13 protein-coding genes and 3 pseudogenes are annotated in these 15,022 nt (G+C 43.2%); 11 read left to right on the top strand and 5 right to left on the bottom strand.

All coding sequences use genetic code 11. From position 1 onward, the window contains the following. Window positions 1–223: 223 nt before the first annotated feature. Window positions 224–1,135: a UDP-N-acetylmuramate dehydrogenase gene (murB, locus tag QNH10_RS05305; RefSeq protein ID WP_283734569.1), complete on the bottom strand. Its 912-nt coding sequence runs from the start codon at window positions 1,133–1,135 to the stop codon at window positions 224–226. 197 nt (window positions 1,136–1,332) lie between these two features. Between murB and QNH10_RS05310 the strand changes: the two are divergent. Both QNH10_RS05310 and QNH10_RS05315 read left to right on the top strand, forming a co-directional pair. Continuing rightward, window positions 1,333–3,687 (top strand): annotated as a pseudogene (locus QNH10_RS05310) (penicillin acylase family protein). Window positions 3,688–3,903: 216 nt separating this feature from the next. Then, complete coding sequence (locus tag QNH10_RS05315; RefSeq protein ID WP_283734570.1) at window positions 3,904–4,431, top strand: YceI family protein; 528 nt, start codon at window positions 3,904–3,906, stop codon at window positions 4,429–4,431. Window positions 4,432–4,818: 387 nt separating this feature from the next. Here QNH10_RS05315 and QNH10_RS05320 read toward each other — a convergent pair. Together QNH10_RS05320 and QNH10_RS05325 are read right to left on the bottom strand one after the other, a co-directional pair. Further along, window positions 4,819–5,858: pseudogene (locus QNH10_RS05320) on the bottom strand (DmpA family aminopeptidase). 21 nt (window positions 5,859–5,879) lie between these two features. Then, window positions 5,880–6,299: a universal stress protein gene (locus QNH10_RS05325; RefSeq protein ID WP_283733795.1), complete on the bottom strand. Its 420-nt coding sequence runs from the start codon at window positions 6,297–6,299 to the stop codon at window positions 5,880–5,882. Window positions 6,300–6,453: 154 nt separating this feature from the next. Here QNH10_RS05325 and QNH10_RS05330 point away from each other — a divergent pair, with 154 nt between their 5' ends. The 3 genes and pseudogenes from QNH10_RS05330 to QNH10_RS05340 all read left to right on the top strand — a co-directional run bounded on the left by QNH10_RS05330 (window position 6,454) and on the right by QNH10_RS05340 (window position 10,092). Continuing rightward, complete coding sequence (locus QNH10_RS05330; protein WP_283733796.1) at window positions 6,454–6,873, top strand: ArsR/SmtB family transcription factor; 420 nt, start codon at window positions 6,454–6,456, stop codon at window positions 6,871–6,873. After that, a pseudogene (locus QNH10_RS05335) lies at window positions 6,860–8,961 on the top strand (heavy metal translocating P-type ATPase). The gene QNH10_RS05330 and the pseudogene QNH10_RS05335 overlap by 14 nt, the downstream one beginning before the upstream one ends. 27 nt (window positions 8,962–8,988) lie before the next feature. Beyond that, window positions 8,989–10,092, top strand: a complete 1,104-nt coding sequence (locus QNH10_RS05340) for a GNAT family N-acetyltransferase (RefSeq protein ID WP_283733797.1) — start codon at window positions 8,989–8,991, stop codon at window positions 10,090–10,092. A 54-nt stretch (window positions 10,093–10,146) separates the two neighbouring features. On the opposite strand, the gene QNH10_RS05345 is transcribed toward QNH10_RS05340, so the two are convergent. Then, window positions 10,147–10,302, bottom strand: a complete 156-nt coding sequence (locus QNH10_RS05345; RefSeq protein WP_283733798.1) for a lmo0937 family membrane protein — start codon at window positions 10,300–10,302, stop codon at window positions 10,147–10,149. 134 nt (window positions 10,303–10,436) lie between these two features. Here QNH10_RS05345 and mntR point away from each other — a divergent pair, with 134 nt between their 5' ends. The 5 genes from mntR (at window position 10,437) to QNH10_RS05370 (ending at window position 13,837) form a co-directional block, all read left to right on the top strand. Beyond that, window positions 10,437–10,847 carry a transcriptional regulator MntR gene (gene mntR / locus QNH10_RS05350; RefSeq protein WP_283733799.1) on the top strand — a complete coding sequence of 137 codons (411 nt, stop codon included), beginning with the start codon at window positions 10,437–10,439 and terminating at the stop codon, window positions 10,845–10,847. A 20-nt stretch (window positions 10,848–10,867) separates the two neighbouring features. Beyond that, the gene (locus QNH10_RS05355) at window positions 10,868–11,725 is read left to right on the top strand and encodes a CvfB family protein (RefSeq protein WP_283734571.1); all 858 of its coding nucleotides are present in this window, start codon (window positions 10,868–10,870) and stop codon (window positions 11,723–11,725) included. 195 nt (window positions 11,726–11,920) lie between these two features. Continuing rightward, window positions 11,921–12,691: a DUF1002 domain-containing protein gene (locus tag QNH10_RS05360; protein ID WP_430541095.1), complete on the top strand. Its 771-nt coding sequence runs from the start codon at window positions 11,921–11,923 to the stop codon at window positions 12,689–12,691. Window positions 12,692–12,736: 45 nt separating this feature from the next. Beyond that, window positions 12,737–13,018 (top strand): GNAT family N-acetyltransferase, encoded by a 282-nt coding sequence (locus QNH10_RS05365; RefSeq protein WP_283733800.1) that lies wholly within the window; start codon window positions 12,737–12,739, stop codon window positions 13,016–13,018. A 345-nt stretch (window positions 13,019–13,363) separates the two neighbouring features. Continuing rightward, window positions 13,364–13,837, top strand: coding sequence for a DUF4064 domain-containing protein (locus tag QNH10_RS05370; RefSeq protein ID WP_283733801.1), 474 nt, complete (start codon window positions 13,364–13,366; stop codon window positions 13,835–13,837). 45 nt (window positions 13,838–13,882) lie between these two features. Here QNH10_RS05370 and QNH10_RS05375 read toward each other — a convergent pair whose 3' ends face one another. After that, the gene (locus tag QNH10_RS05375; RefSeq protein WP_283733802.1) at window positions 13,883–14,383 is read right to left on the bottom strand and encodes a GNAT family N-acetyltransferase; all 501 of its coding nucleotides are present in this window, start codon (window positions 14,381–14,383) and stop codon (window positions 13,883–13,885) included. Between the two features lie 116 nt (window positions 14,384–14,499). On the opposite strand from QNH10_RS05375, the gene QNH10_RS05380 reads away from it, so the two are divergent. Further along, window positions 14,500–14,994 carry a GNAT family N-acetyltransferase gene (locus QNH10_RS05380; RefSeq protein ID WP_283733803.1) on the top strand — a complete coding sequence of 165 codons (495 nt, stop codon included), beginning with the start codon at window positions 14,500–14,502 and terminating at the stop codon, window positions 14,992–14,994. The last annotated feature ends 28 nt before the right edge of the window (window positions 14,995–15,022 follow it).

The following is a 15,022-nucleotide window of genomic DNA, read 5'->3' on the forward strand; positions in this document are numbered from 1 at the left end:
AAACACCGGACTTAAATATAAGCGGATGGCCGATTCCTGGTCATCCGCTTTTTGTTATTACTATTTCTTCTTTGTGGATAAACTCTTAAGTTAGTATGTTTACGACTAGACTTCGGGCGCCAGAGGCTCGGGTCATAAGTCAAATCTGCTATGTGGCAAAAAGCGCCACGTCGCATCTTCGCCTTATGCCCGTCGCCTCTAGGCAGGCGCCCTGCGCTTTTGTTTATTCTTCTCCTACAATCTTTACTTCCAGTTCCAAGTCAACGTCGAATTGCTTCTTCACTTCGGATTTCACCATATTGATCGTAGCAATGTAATCGGATGCCGTTGCACCGTTTTTATTAATGATAAAACCTGCATGTTTCATCGATACTTCTGCACCGCCGCAACCCTTTCCTTGCAATCCGCAATCTTGGATCAACTTCCCAGCAAAGTAGCCTGGTGGCCTTTTGAATACACTTCCTGCAGAAGGGAATTCCAAAGGCTGCTTGGACTCGCGTTGGAAAGTCAGGTCGGCTACTTTCGCAAGTATTGCTTCTTGGTCACCTTCCACCAACTCAAAATCGGCTGATAATACATAGTACCCTTCGCTAACAATGATGCTTTTCCGATAGCCAAGTTCTAGTTCATCCTTGGATAAAACAAGCCGCTCTCCAGATTTCGTCAAGACGGTACATTGGTAGATAATATCTTTGATTTCCCCGCCATAGGCACCAGCATTCATGGCCATTGCACCGCCAATCGAGCCTGGGATTCCACAAGCGAATTCCAAGCCTGTCAAGGATTCTTCCGTTGCCCGCTTCGACACATCGATGATGAGGGCCCCTGCTTCCGCATGTATCCGATTACCGTCCACTCGAATTGCATCCAATTTGGACAAATGGAGAACGATTCCGCGGACTCCTCCATCCCGAACGACCATATTCGACCCGTTTCCTAATAATAAGAGAGGAATTTCATTCTCATATGCATACCGCACAATCGCTTCCGTTTCCTCGATTGTTCCAGGAATGGCAAGTACATCCGCTGCGCCGCCAAGTTTTGTCATCGTATATTTATTTAATGGTTCATCTATCAGTAGAATGCCCTCTGAAATAATTCCGCGTAAATCCTTAAACCACTGATGCTTCGACATCAACATCCAGTCCCTTCAATTCTAATGCGTTGAAACTTACTTCCAATTTCGATGAAAATATAGGCTTCACCATTATATAAGTATGCTGGGTATTGGTTGTTTTGACAAGAAATAATAATCGTGGATTTTTTAAAAGGAAATGAATGACTGTTCATCGAATAGTATATTGGGAGGGATGAAACGTGAAAAGGAAGAGAATGGGGAAGTGGACAAAATTATTGTTATCCGTCTTTGGCGGGATAACAGCAATCCTTGTTATCGGGCTGATTGCCATCAATTTGTACATAGGAAAATCGAAACCGTTTATCGACGGAGAGAGAAATGTAAGTTTCCTTGATAATGACGTTGAAATCGTCAGGGATGTGAATGGTGTGCCTCATATAGAGGCAGGATCGGATGCTGATTTGTATCGAGCCCAGGGCTATGTGCAGGCGCAGGACCGTTTATTCCAAATGGATTTGGCACGTAGGCAGGCAAGTGGTCGACTATCAGAGGTAGTGGGGGCTGCAGCTGTTGACACCGACAAGAATTTTCGGACTTTCAGTTTACGTAATGCCGCTGAAGCATCATACGACGGATATGGGGATGAGGCGAAAAAGGTTTTAGCCTGGTTCGCGGAAGGTGTCAACGCTTTTATCGAGCAGGCTAGGGAAGAGGGGAAGCTGCCATATGAGTTCAAAATTTTTGGCTATGAACCTGAACTATGGACACCGATTGATTCACTAACGATAGGAAAGTATATGGCCTACGACTTAGGAGGCAACTGGCACAGCCTTGCTGTCAGGCATTGGGCGCTGAACAATTTCCCTGAGGAGCAGGCACGTGAATTATTCGTCAGCTATCCGGATAATGCCCCTTCAATCATCGAAGCGAATTTGAAGACGCCAGTTGAAGTGGCGGGCCGCTTCAATTCGGATTTGGTACCGCATGAATTCAACGGGAGCAATAACTGGGTCGTATCTGGTGATAAAACTGCGTCTGGTAGGCCGCTCCTTTCTAATGACCCTCATCTTGGATTAAATACGCCATCCATTTGGTACCAAATGCATTTACAATCGCCTGAGCAAAATGTCGGTGGGGTCATTTTCGCAGGTGTTCCGGGCATCATCCTCGGCCATAACGAGGATATCGCGTGGGTGTTACGAATGTTGGCCCAGATGTGCAAGATTTGTATATCGAAATTCCGAATCCGGAAAACCCGACACAATTTCGCTATGACGGCAAATGGAGCAGGCCGAAGTTAGAGATGAGACGATTAAAGTCAAAGGCGATAATGATGTCCCATTTAAAGTAATTGTCACTAGGCATGGACCGATCATGTCGAACATATTATATAAATCGGAGGATCCGGGTGCGCTATTCTCCATGCAATGGACTGCGCTTGAACCGACGAAAGAGCTTGAAGCAATTATTAGGATGAATAAGCGTCGAATTGGGAAACGTTCGAGGCGGCCTTAGAGGACTTCCATGCACCAGCACAAAACTTTGTGTTTGCAGCGAAGGACGGGACGATTGCTTATAAAGCAAACGGCAGAATCCCGATACGTAAAAAAGGAGATGCTCAACTACCCGTTCCAGGAGACTCATCTGAATATGGGTGGGCGGGTTATGTCCCTTATGATGAACTACCAAGAGTCGTCAACCCGAAGGTGGGATTCATCGCCACGGCAAACAATGAAGTCGTAGATGATTCATACCCGTATCATATAACGAAATACTGGGCACAGCCTTATCGATATATGAGGATTGCTGAAGTCTTGGGTAAGGGAGATAACTTCACGGCGGAAGACATGATGGAACTGCAGATGGATCAAGCGAATTTGTATGCGCGGGAGTTTTTGCAAGACTTGATTGGATCTGTAGAGGCAACGGATAAAGAAGGTAGATATACAGATGTAATTAGCATGTTAAGGGAATGGAATCAGATTGATTCACCTGAAGCGGGAGCGCCGCTCGTTTTCCATAAATTAATGAGGCAATTGCCGAAAACGATGTTAAGTAGTGAAATGCCGGGAGACGTATATAGGCTTATGCCGGGCAAAGGGCAGATTGTCGACCAAATGCTGAGGGATGCATACAGCGGCAAGTTAGGCGTGTGGGTGTCCAACTATGGAGGCGTCGACAAATGGGTCTATGATGCATTCGAGACGTCCATTGCGGAAATTGAAGAGCGGTTCGGGAACGATTCGGCAAAATGGAAGTGGGGAGATTTCCACCAATTAGCTTTCCCGCATTCCCTATCGGCGGCATCACCGATTTTTGCCTATTTCCTAAACCCTGAAAAACAGGCAATAGGCGGCTCGAACGTGACTGTGCAGGCAGCCGCATTCAATGATAATGGAACGGTGTATCACGGGGCTTCATGGCGCTTCGTGGCGGATTTATCCGATTTGTCCACCACGTACCATATTGTTGGACCTGGTCAAAGCGGACATATGAAATCGAAATGGTTCCACGACCAGGCTGAAGATTGGGCAAATGGTATCTACCATGAAACCGTTTTAGACGGTAAGGTGGAAAAAGGCTATACATTGAAATTAAAAGCAAAATAGTAGTAGGAAGCCTTGTAATAGGGAGTCTAATCAGGGAATTGTAAATAAATCGTAAAGATAAATAAATTTTAATTAAACTATCTTGACTTCGAGATAAAAAAGCGTTAGTATCAATATACACTTTGAAATCGAGATAAAAGAAGATTATCTTGATTGAAATAGGGTATAAGGATACGAGGAATAAATAAATTAAAAATAGAAGGGTTGGATTTGACAATGGCAACATGGAAATTAGACGCATCACATACGAGTGTAGGTTTTTCAGTAAAGCATATGATGGTTTCAAAAGTAAAAGGTAGCTTTTCAGGAGTAGAAGGTACACTCGAGGGGAATCCAGAAGACCTAACTGGTGCTTCAATCAATTTCACAATTGATGCATCAACAATCAATACAAACGCTGTAGATCGTGACAACCATTTACGTTCAGCTGATTTCTTTGACGTAGAAAACTTCCCTTCCATCACTTTTGTCTCAACTGACGTCGTGAAAACAGGCGAAGGCGAATACGATATCACAGGTGATATGACAATGAGAGGCGTGACTAAGAAAGTTACGTTTGAAGCAGAGTACGAAGGAACTGGAGTAAACCCATGGGGTGTACAGGTAGCTGCTTTTGAAGTAGAAGGTAAAGTTTCCCGTAAAGAATTCGAACTTACATGGAACCAAGCACTTGAAGCAGGCGGCGTTCTTGTAGGCGACGACATCAAGATCTCAATCGACCTTCAATTTAACCCAGCACAATAACCAAAAGCGAAGGGTGGCGGTAAGCCTCGACAGTAATGGCAAAGACGTGCTCGTAACGCTTCGCTTTTACTCGCAAAAGCCGTTCTTCGTAACGGCTTTGGCTGCCACCCGGAGTCTGGACGAAACCAAATGCGAAGGGCGCCCGCATAGAGGTGCTGGGCATAAGGCGAAGATGCGGCGTGGCATTTTTTGCCACAGAGCAGATTTGACTTATGACCCGAGCCTCTGGCGCCCGGAGTCTGGACGTAAATAAAAAAAGTGCCACGCATGAATGAAAATTCAAGCGTGGCGTTTTTTCATTTGGGGGGAATCCCAAAATGGCTCATCACTTATTAATATGGCTATTCTAAAACTTTTTAAACACACCTTGCTTAATACTGCAACTGATCACTCAATAAAAGGCCAACGTTCCACAACGCGTTCCTTCCTACCAATTGTTGTTTGTGCGTGGATCATCGACTGGTAAACAGCTTCCTCTGTTGCTTCAATGACAGCCTGGAAAAGCTTATTCATGATTGGTGTGTCGTCACGCAATATCGTATAGCTATTCGTTACCTCTTCACTCCTATGCGAAATGGTATAGGCGTTTGAGAACGCAATGATGATGTCGCCGCTCCCGTTATGTACGGTAGATCCTGTTCGTGCAAGACCAATGGAAGCTCGTTTTGCAAGTCTCTTCAATTGCCTGTCATTTAAAGGTGCATCTGTCGCGACGATGATCATAATCGAGCCATCGGGTTTTTCATGCTCCATTTCCTCGGATGTCGTCAAGTCGTTTTCAACTGTTAACGATTGCTTTGAATTCTTCGCAAGCCATTCATTAATGCGACATTCTTCGGATATTCCGAAATTGGTCAATGTCAACACACCAACAGTAAGTGAACTTTTCCCTTCATCGGAAATCGTTCTTGAAGAGGAACCGATTCCACCTTTCCTGCCAAAACAGATCATTCCTTTCCCTGCACCAACAGCACCTTGTTCGAGTGGGCCGCCTTCTGCGTTCCGTATTGCTTCAACAGCATGATTGGCTCGTACCTTTAACTCACGCATCGAATTCAAATAGCTGTCATTGCATTCACCGACAACGACGTTCAATGAACTTGTGGAGTCTCCGATTGCGGTATTCTCCATAAGCATATGCTGCAAAGTCCCCTCAAGCACAGCCCCTACGCTAAAGGTGTTTGTCAACATGATGGGGATTCGATGACACCTAATTCCTCCACTTGAATAAGTCCAACTGATTTGCCAAAACCGTTCAAAACAAAACTTGCTGCAGGCACCTTCTCTTCGAATAAATTCCCTCCATGTGGCAATAGAGCTGTTACGCCTGTACAAGCCCTTTCTGGACCGCTTTCTTCGTATAAAGTTACATGGCCCACTTTCACTCCGGGAACATCCGTTATGGCATTATATTTTCCTCGTTGCAATTCAATTTTCCCCTTTCTACTTCATTTGACGATCAAAACGGGTGCAATGACGCGTTTTGCTACTTTATGACTGACGCTTCCTAACAACATCTCTTGAAATGAGTTTAATCCTCTGCTACCAATGACGACAAGGTCGTATTTATTTTCATTTGCGTAAGCGATAATTGTCGGACCAGGTTCGCCATGACGAATCACCAGTTCATGCTTCACTTGATGTTTTATGAAAATGTCCAATATAGGTTCAATCCGTTCCTTACGCCTTAGATGAAGATCGGCGATATCTGCGTCAAGGAGGACATCGGTCCGTGTCCGATCATAATTCAGCACATATAGCGCCGTAATGGATGCGTTTGAGTTAGTGATCGCTAACTTAGCTGCATGAAGGGCTGCACGCTGCGAGTTTTCTGATCCATCGACTGCAATAAGTATTCTTTTGTACAAAGGAACCACCCTTTCTCCACGGCTATATTCATGCAATTCGACTGAAATAGAAGTATTGATATAATCTTCAATAAAAATCCCGAAAACCCTTTATTTTCAAGGCGAAAAATTCATTCAAAGATCTGTTTGAATAACCTTGCATTAGGGGAATAAGATGCATATACTGTACTTACAATCAAACGAGTATTTGAATGAGGTGAGTTCTGTGAAGGTGAAGGATACATGTGAAATAACAGTTGTCCATGAAGAAGTCGTAGAAACAGTACAAAAGAACTTGCCGGATGTCAGCGGAATGGTACAAATATTCAAGGCGCTCGCTGATGAAACTAGATTGAAAATTGCATATGCGTTAACGCTTGAAGAAGAAATGTGCGTCTGCGACGTGGCGGCTGTAATCGGTGCGTCAAATGCCACCGCATCGCATCATCTTCGCTATTTACGTGAACACGCCCTCGCAAAATCGGAACGCAAGGGGAAAATGGTTTACTACTCACTATCGGATTCACATGTGTCCGATCTTGTCAGGATCACCCATGAGCATGCGAATGAAGGGAAGGGAAATGAACATGGCTGAAAAAACAGAGTACAGACTTGAGAATCTAACATGCGCCAATTGCGCGATGAAATTTGAAAGCAATGTAAAAAGCATCCCTTCCGTATCGGAAGCGACCGTAAACTTCGGAGCATCAAAATTATCTTTCACGGGAGATGCGACAGTGGAAGAGCTACAAGCCGCTGGAGCGTTTGATGGCATTAAGGTTGTGCCTCTAACAAAAAGGAATCCAAATCCAAAAATACCTTTTTTCAAAAGAAAAGAGAATATCGTTACACTGTTAGCCCTTATTTTTGTCATTGCGGGTCTTTATTTCACACATCGCGATTTGCCGAACACGACAGTTGCTACAGGTCTTTTCGCAGCTGCCATTTTGGTCGGGGGCTGGGATGTTCATTACGGGCGTAAAAAACCTCGTAAGATTTGACTTCGACATGAAAACGTTGATGACAATTGCGATCATTGGGGCAGTTATCATCGGGAATGGCAAGAGGCGGCTGTCGTTGTCTTTTTATTCGCAGTAAGTGAAGCCCTTGAAGCGTATTCTATGAATAAAGCACGACAATCGATTCGGCAGTTGATGGACATTGCTCCACCGTCTGCAACTGTGCGCCGCAATGGAACCGTAGAAGAACTTCCGACTGAAGATATACAAATCGGTGATATCCTTCTCGTGAAGCCGGGTCAAAAAATAGCAATGGACGGAATTGTGTTAAGCGGTCAATCGACTGTCAATCAAGCACCTATCACAGGGGAATCGGTTCCGGTTTTAAAGAAAAAGATGATGAGGTTTTTGCAGGGACGTTGAATGAAGAAGGTGCACTTGAAGTGACAGTGACGAAACTTGTCGGAGACACGACAATCGCTAAGATCATTCATCTTGTCGAAGATGCCCAAGCGGAAAAAGCACCATCTCAGAAATTCGTCGATAAGTTTGCAAAGTATTACACGCCAATCATCATCGTGATTGCAATTTTAGTTGCCATCATTCCACCACTTTTCGGTGGGGAATGGCATACATGGATTTACCAAGGGCTTGCAGTCCTTGTAGTTGGCTGTCCTTGCGCCCTCGTTGTCTCCACCCCGGTCGCAATAGTAACGGCGATTGGCAATGCCGCTCGTCAAGGCGTCTTGATCAAAGGCGGAGTCCATCTTGAAGAAATGGGTCGCATCAACGCGGTTGCCTTCGATAAAACAGGGACATTGACGAAAGGATATCCGGAAGTCACGGATTTCATTATGGATAAAACTGCCCGTAATAATATACTTGATGCGGTTGCTGCCGTCGAATCGATGTCCCAACATCCGCTGGCAAGGGCGATTGTCACCTACTCTGAAAGCCAAGGTGTTCAAAAAGTGGACATGGTAAACTTCCAATCGGTCACTGGAAAAGGAGCGTACGGTGAAGTAGGAGGTTCTCTTATCCATGTCGGTAGCCTGAATTGGGCAATGGAACTATCAGAAATCCCTTCAGAATTGAAACAGCGTGCTGAAGCATTGCAAAAAGAAGGGAAATCCGTCATGGCTGTCCTCTTGGATAAGACTTTCCAAGCCTTAATAGCAGTTACTGACCCTTTAAGAGACGAAAGTAAAGATGTGCTTCGTAAATTGAAAGACATCGGTATCCGTCACACGGTTATGCTGACTGGAGACGATCAACGTACCGCTGAAGCAATTGCATCGACTGCGGGTGTAACGGATGTACGTGCTAACTTGATGCCTGAAGACAAATTAACGGCTATAAAAGGTTTAATCGGTGAATACGGTCGTGTCGCTATGGTAGGGGATGGGATAAACGATGCACCGGCACTTGCGGCTTCATCGATTGGAATCGCGATGGGAGGAGCTGGAACGGATGCTGCTTTAGAAACTGCGGATATCGCGTTAATGGCAGATGATTTAAGACAATTGCCATATACGATGAAATTAAGCCGAAAAACGTTGCAGATTATTAAAGAAAATATTATGTTTGCATTAGGCTTAAAAATTGTAGCGCTGCTTTTGATCATCCCAGGATGGTTGACTCTATGGATTGCGATTTTCGCGGATATGGGTGCGACATTATTAGTCGTACTGAACTCCTTGCGATTGATGCGGATTCATAAATAATAACGCAGCCCGAACGGGGGATTTAAAATGAAATTACGTGAGTGGACAATGGAAGAACAGGAACAACTTATCCATTTCTTAACAAATAACACATGGCCCTTTCATGGGAACGCGCATCCTGAACGCGAACTGATCGAGAAGACGATAGAAGAAGGCGGCTATGAATCGGATGAAGTGAAGACGTTTTGGGTGGAAAACGAAGAAGAAGACATTGTGGGAATCGTTAAAATCTACGATTTGCAGGATGAGATACCACTTTTTGATTTGCGGATTGCAGATCGATATAGAGGTTTCGGATATGGCCCAAAAGCGCTTAGACTCATTACCGAATTCGTATTCGGCTTGCCGGAGGAGAAAATCCGTTTAGAGGGTCATACAAGGCAAGACAATTTGGCAATGCGGAAAACATTCGAAAGGGCTGGCTTTGTTAAAGAGGCCCATTTACGGAATGCCTGGTTCTCTCCAAAAGAAATGTCCTATTATGATGCAGTGACATACGGTATGACTCGGGAAGACTTTCTGGCAGGAACAACAACACCAGTCATGTGGGAAGATGAAAAGCAACCGAAAAAAGCGAAGCGTATTCCTAACATACCAAGTGAAATTGAATCCGAACGCTTACTGATTCGCATGCCTGAAGTGGAGGATGCTTTGGACTTGTGGAATGCGAAACGCAATTCGCACGCCTCATTGAAGGAATGGATGCCATGGGCGCAAGAGGAAGCGGAACTTCATTCGACAGAAGAAAATCTTCGTCAGGCAATTGCTGATTTCATAACGAGAAAAGATTTGCGTCTGCATATCTTTTTAAAAGAGACGGGAGAGCTCGTTGGATCTACGGGCCTTCATCGAATCGATTGGTCCATTCCAAAATTTGAAATTGGGTATTGGTTAGATACGAAATTCGAAGGGGCCGGGCTCATGACTGAAACGGTGGAACGATTGACTCGGTTTGCATTCGAAGAGTTAGGCGCCCGCCGTGTTGAGATTCGTTGCGATGAAGAAAATGTCAAAAGCCGATCAGTGGCTGTCCGAACTGGTTATGAACTTGAAGGAGTTTTGAGATCCGATTCATTATCTGCTGACGGTAAACAATTACGAAATACATGTATATATGCTAGGGTGCAATGAGGATTCTATTAGATAACATAAGACAAAAAGGGTGCCGAAAATGGCACCCTTTCTTTAAACCGACCGTCGACCGGTCAACAATTGGACAACAAAGATGATACCGGCAATGACCAATAGAAGATGAATTAGTCCTCCACCGATTTTCATCACAAACCCAAGTAACCAAAAAGCAACCAATGCCACTATGATAAACCAAAGTATTTTACCCATACATTTCACTCCTTTGAAGTGGTATAGTGAATTTACCCATTCGTTGGAAAAAGTAAACAATCCGATGCTACACTTGGGACTAAGACGGTTCAACACCCCGAAAAAGGGGAAAGTACATACTGGAGGTGGAACGTTTGGCAACACCAAGTATGGAGGATTATATTGAACAGATTTATTTGCAACTTGAAGCCAAAGGAGAAGCACGGGTTTCCGATGTTGCGGAAGCATTGTCCGTACTCCCTTCATCCGTTACTAAAATGGCTCAGCGACTCCATCGCGAGGACTATGTAATCTACGAACGGTATAGAGGCCTTGAACTAACTGAAAAGGGGCTCAAGTTCGGAGAGAAGCTTGTACGAAGACATGACCTCCTTGAACAGTTTCTGAGAATAATCGGTGTTGAAGAGCATAATATTTATGGTGATGTAGAAGGCATTGAGCATCATTTGAGCTGGAATGCGATGGATCGCATAACGGATCTTGTAGCAGCGATGAAAGATGACACGGAATTTGTACGAAAATTAAAAGAGCGGCAAGACTTTTGACGGAAGAGGTAGATGAACAAATGACAGAACTAAAACCGGGCTATATTGCCCAGTTGACCGTAAAAGGACAGGAAGGCTCCAGATGGATATTGGATGGAGGAGAGCATGACATTTTTGTCAATGCATCCGAATTCGATGAAACGCCGGAAATCGGGAAGAAAATCGAAGTTTTCCTTTATATGAATAGACGTAGTGAATTGGCTGCTACAGCGCATAAGCCGAAGATGACAATTGGCACATTCGGCTGGGGGCGTGTCATTCGGATTGATGAAAAAGAAGGTGCCTACGTTGACATCGGCTCATCATTCGAAGTGCTTGTGAACAAAGCAGATCTACCTAGAGTAAAAGCGTTATGGCCGAAGATGGATGATGAGCTGTTCATGACATTGCGTACGGATTTAGGTGGCAATATTTTTGCTCGACTCGCAACTGAGGAACGGGTGCTGGAATTGATAGAGGAGGCACCTAAGGATTTATTCAATAAAAAGTTGAATGCTAGGGCATACAGGTTATTGCCGGTAGGGTCGTTCTTTTTGAGCATTCCTGAAAACTACAGAATTTTTGTCCATAATACCGAACGGGAACAGGAACCGCGCCTTGGTGAGGAAGTGGAAGTTCGAGTTATCGACGTACACGATGACGGTACATTGAACGGTTCATTGTTGCCACGAAAAGAAGAGCGCCTTGGTGATGATTCGGAGACAGTTTATCAGTATCTAACAGATGTGGGAGGGAAAATGCCTTTTTCGGATAAATCTACTCCTGACGAAATTAGTGAAATGTTTGGCATGAGTAAAGCGGCGTTCAAACGAGCCCTTGGTAAATTGATGAAAGAGGGCAAGGTAACTCAAAGCGACGGCTGGACTTCTGTGAAATAAAGCAATCATAAGGCATGTATAAGGGGAACTTTTCCGGATTCCATGACGTACTACTTCATAAGATAAGGAGGGGTAAATTATGAAGAAAATGGTGATGGCGATTTGTGTTTTATTGCTTGCTGTTGGAGGATTGCAGCCGACGCTAGAAAAGCCGATACAGCTATCGACGAAAAGTTAGGACTGCCAATTGTTGTATTGGGCGCTAATCTGACTGATGCAGAAAAGGAAAGTGTGAAAGAAAGCCTGAAAGTCGAAAAGGACACTGAGGTCGAAGAGATAACAGTCGACGGAAACGACCTTACGAAGTATATAAAAGATGGCAATAGCCAGGCAAGAATGTATTCATCCGCTAAAATTACAAGATTGGACAAAGGGAAAGGTCTTGTTATCAAGATTGTTACTCCTGACAATATTACACAAGTCACAAATAGTATGTATGCAACGGCTATGCTGACAGCAGGAATTGAAGATGCGGTTGTTGAAGTGGCGTCGCCAAAACCCGTCACCGGTCATTCAGCCTTGGTGGGCATCTACAAAGCATATGAAGTTTCTGGCGAAACGCTTGATACAGAACGGACGGATGTAGCGAATGACGAATTGAACTTGGCAACAAAGTTCGCGAAAGACTCCGGTATCGACGAGGATAAAGTGGCCGAATTATTGACCGAAATCAAGAAGGCGATTGCGGACAATAAACCTAATACAAAAGAGGAAGTCGAGAAGATTGTAAACGAGCAACTAACAAAAATGAATATCAATCTTAGCGAAGCCGATCGTCAAATGTTGATTGAATTGATGGATCGTATTCGAGGATTGAATATCGATTTTGGGAAGTTGTCTGATCAATTATCCGAAATGGCAACGACGATTAAAGAGAAATTCGGAGAAATTGATCCTAGTTTTTGGGAGAAAGTGAAGCAATTCTTCGAGAACTTAATTGACTCCATTAAGGCATGGTTTAAGTAAGAATGACCTGAAATGTGGTAATATACTGTCAAAGGAGAGGATTTCATGGACTTTGAATTTGTAGAGCTTGGCGGTGACGCATTCGCGTTCCAACATAAACAAGATGGAAAGATGTTGGCTGAAATAACATGGACGCTTCTTGCAGATGTCATGGTAATGGATCATACGTATGTATCCGAAAACCTACGCGGACAAGGCGTAGCAAAGAAATTACTCGATCGTGCAGCAGAATACGCACGTGAAAAAGGATATAAAATGGAAGCTGTCTGCTCATATGTTGTCACAGCATTTGAGCGGTATAAAGAATATGATGATTTAAAAGCTTGATAAAAAATACAAAGGCAATCCCGTTATTTAGTGGGATTGCCTTTGTAAATACTGTGATATTCAATCTAAAGCCCCCATGCTAAAGTTACGACATAGACGAATCCTGTTAATACAGATGCACCTGCGACGGTATAAAGCATGTCTGACGAAGTGAACATTATCTTTTTTCCATATTTCATGCTCTCCTTTCGCTTCCTACTAATTAATGTTATTAAAAATAGATTACCCTAACTACAATAATTTGAAACTTCGAAAAAATGGTTTAAAAAAATTAAACGAAACTATTGGTTTTCATCTTCGTATACTTGTTATGATAGAAAAAATAGAAAGAGAGAGGTGCTTTTCTTGAAACGTACAGCAGAAAAAGTTTTGTCTGTAATTGCGGTCATTTTGACGGCGATAGGGACAATTATGGGATTCCTTGTTATGGCAGTATTTAATCTCCTTAGAAATGACCCGACCTTTAAACAGCAAATTGAAATGGATTTATTAGCAGACCCTGCGTTGTCTCCAGCGGATGTAGATATGGTTTTATCCCTGTTGAATTCTGCAGGTGGATTTCTTTGGATAGTAATCATCCTAACAATCATCAGTATTATCTTGAATATCATTGGAATCGTAAATATTTGGAAAGATAAAAATGCTAAACTTGCAGGAATCATGTTCATCATCGCAGGCTTATTGGCAGGAATCCTTTCAATACCTTCTATTCTTCTTTATATCGCTGCTATTTTATGCTTCACAAAAAAACAGCCATTGCAAGATGATCTGCAATTCGAAGACCAATCATATAATAGTGATGGAATGAGATCGTTATAATGAATAAAAGACGCTTTCCCTTTTGTTAGGGAATAGCGTCTTTTATTAATAGGCAAGCACAGGTTTAGGAATATAATAGACATATTGTGCGGTTTCAACGGGATACCCTTCAAAGGTTTCTTCAAAGACATCTATCAACTCAAAACCTTGTTTTTCATAAAAGGACCGTCCGACCGTATTTCTGCTATCCACATAAACAAAGAGCTGTTTGGCGTCTTCTAACATACAAATTGATTGATCAAAAAGCTTTTTTCCGAATCCAGAATGTTGGTAAGTTGGCAGTATGTACATAGCCGTCAATTCCGAATCGCCATCCTCGTCTTTTTTAGTGAAATTCAGAAAGCCGATCGGTGTACCTTTTTCACACTCAGCAACAAGCAAATGCGTCTTTTCCATGCGTTTCATCATCATGGCATCGGAATAGGAGCTTTTGATAAAAGCTATTTGAACGTCCTCAGGAATGATTCCTGCATATGTGTCATTCCATGTAACATGGGCAATTTGTTGTATATATCCAATATCTTCGACAGTCATAGGTCTGATCATGATGAATCACCTCCGCTATTGTTATTATAATAGCAAAATCTTTGACATTAAACTATGATTGTCATCATAATGAAATATAAAAAAACGAAATTATCTAAAAAGTGAGTGAGGATTTAATGAATCAACAACTAGAATGGACAACATCGGAATTTCATCAGCTCAGTGGTATCGAAGTATATGAGATGTTGGCGTTAAGGGTAGCAGTGTTTGTCGTCGAACAGAACTGCCCTTACCAGGAAGTCGATGGGCATGACGAAACGGCGCTACATGTATTCGGTAAAGACGAAAATGGGATTATTGCCTACGCGCGACTTCTCCCAGCAGGAGAAAAATACGACTGTCCGTCAATCGGAAGGGTAATTATCAGATCGGATCATAGAGGAAAGGGAGTCGGTCACAATTTAATAGAAAAATGTGTTAGTCTAATAGACGAAAACTGGAAACCAGAACGAATAAAACTGCAAGCACAAGCCCACTTGGAATCATTTTATGCAACACATGGATTTAAAACGGAAAGTGAACCATATGATGAAGATGGGATACCTCATATCGACATGATCCGGTTAACTGGAAGTTTCCAATCATCGCGCAAAGGGTATACTACAGTATAATTAATTCATAAATTAATGGAGGAATGAT

The sequence above is a fragment of the Sporosarcina thermotolerans genome (assembly GCF_030067815.1).
GTDB classification, from domain to species: Bacteria; Bacillota; Bacilli; order Bacillales_A; family Planococcaceae; genus Sporosarcina; species Sporosarcina thermotolerans.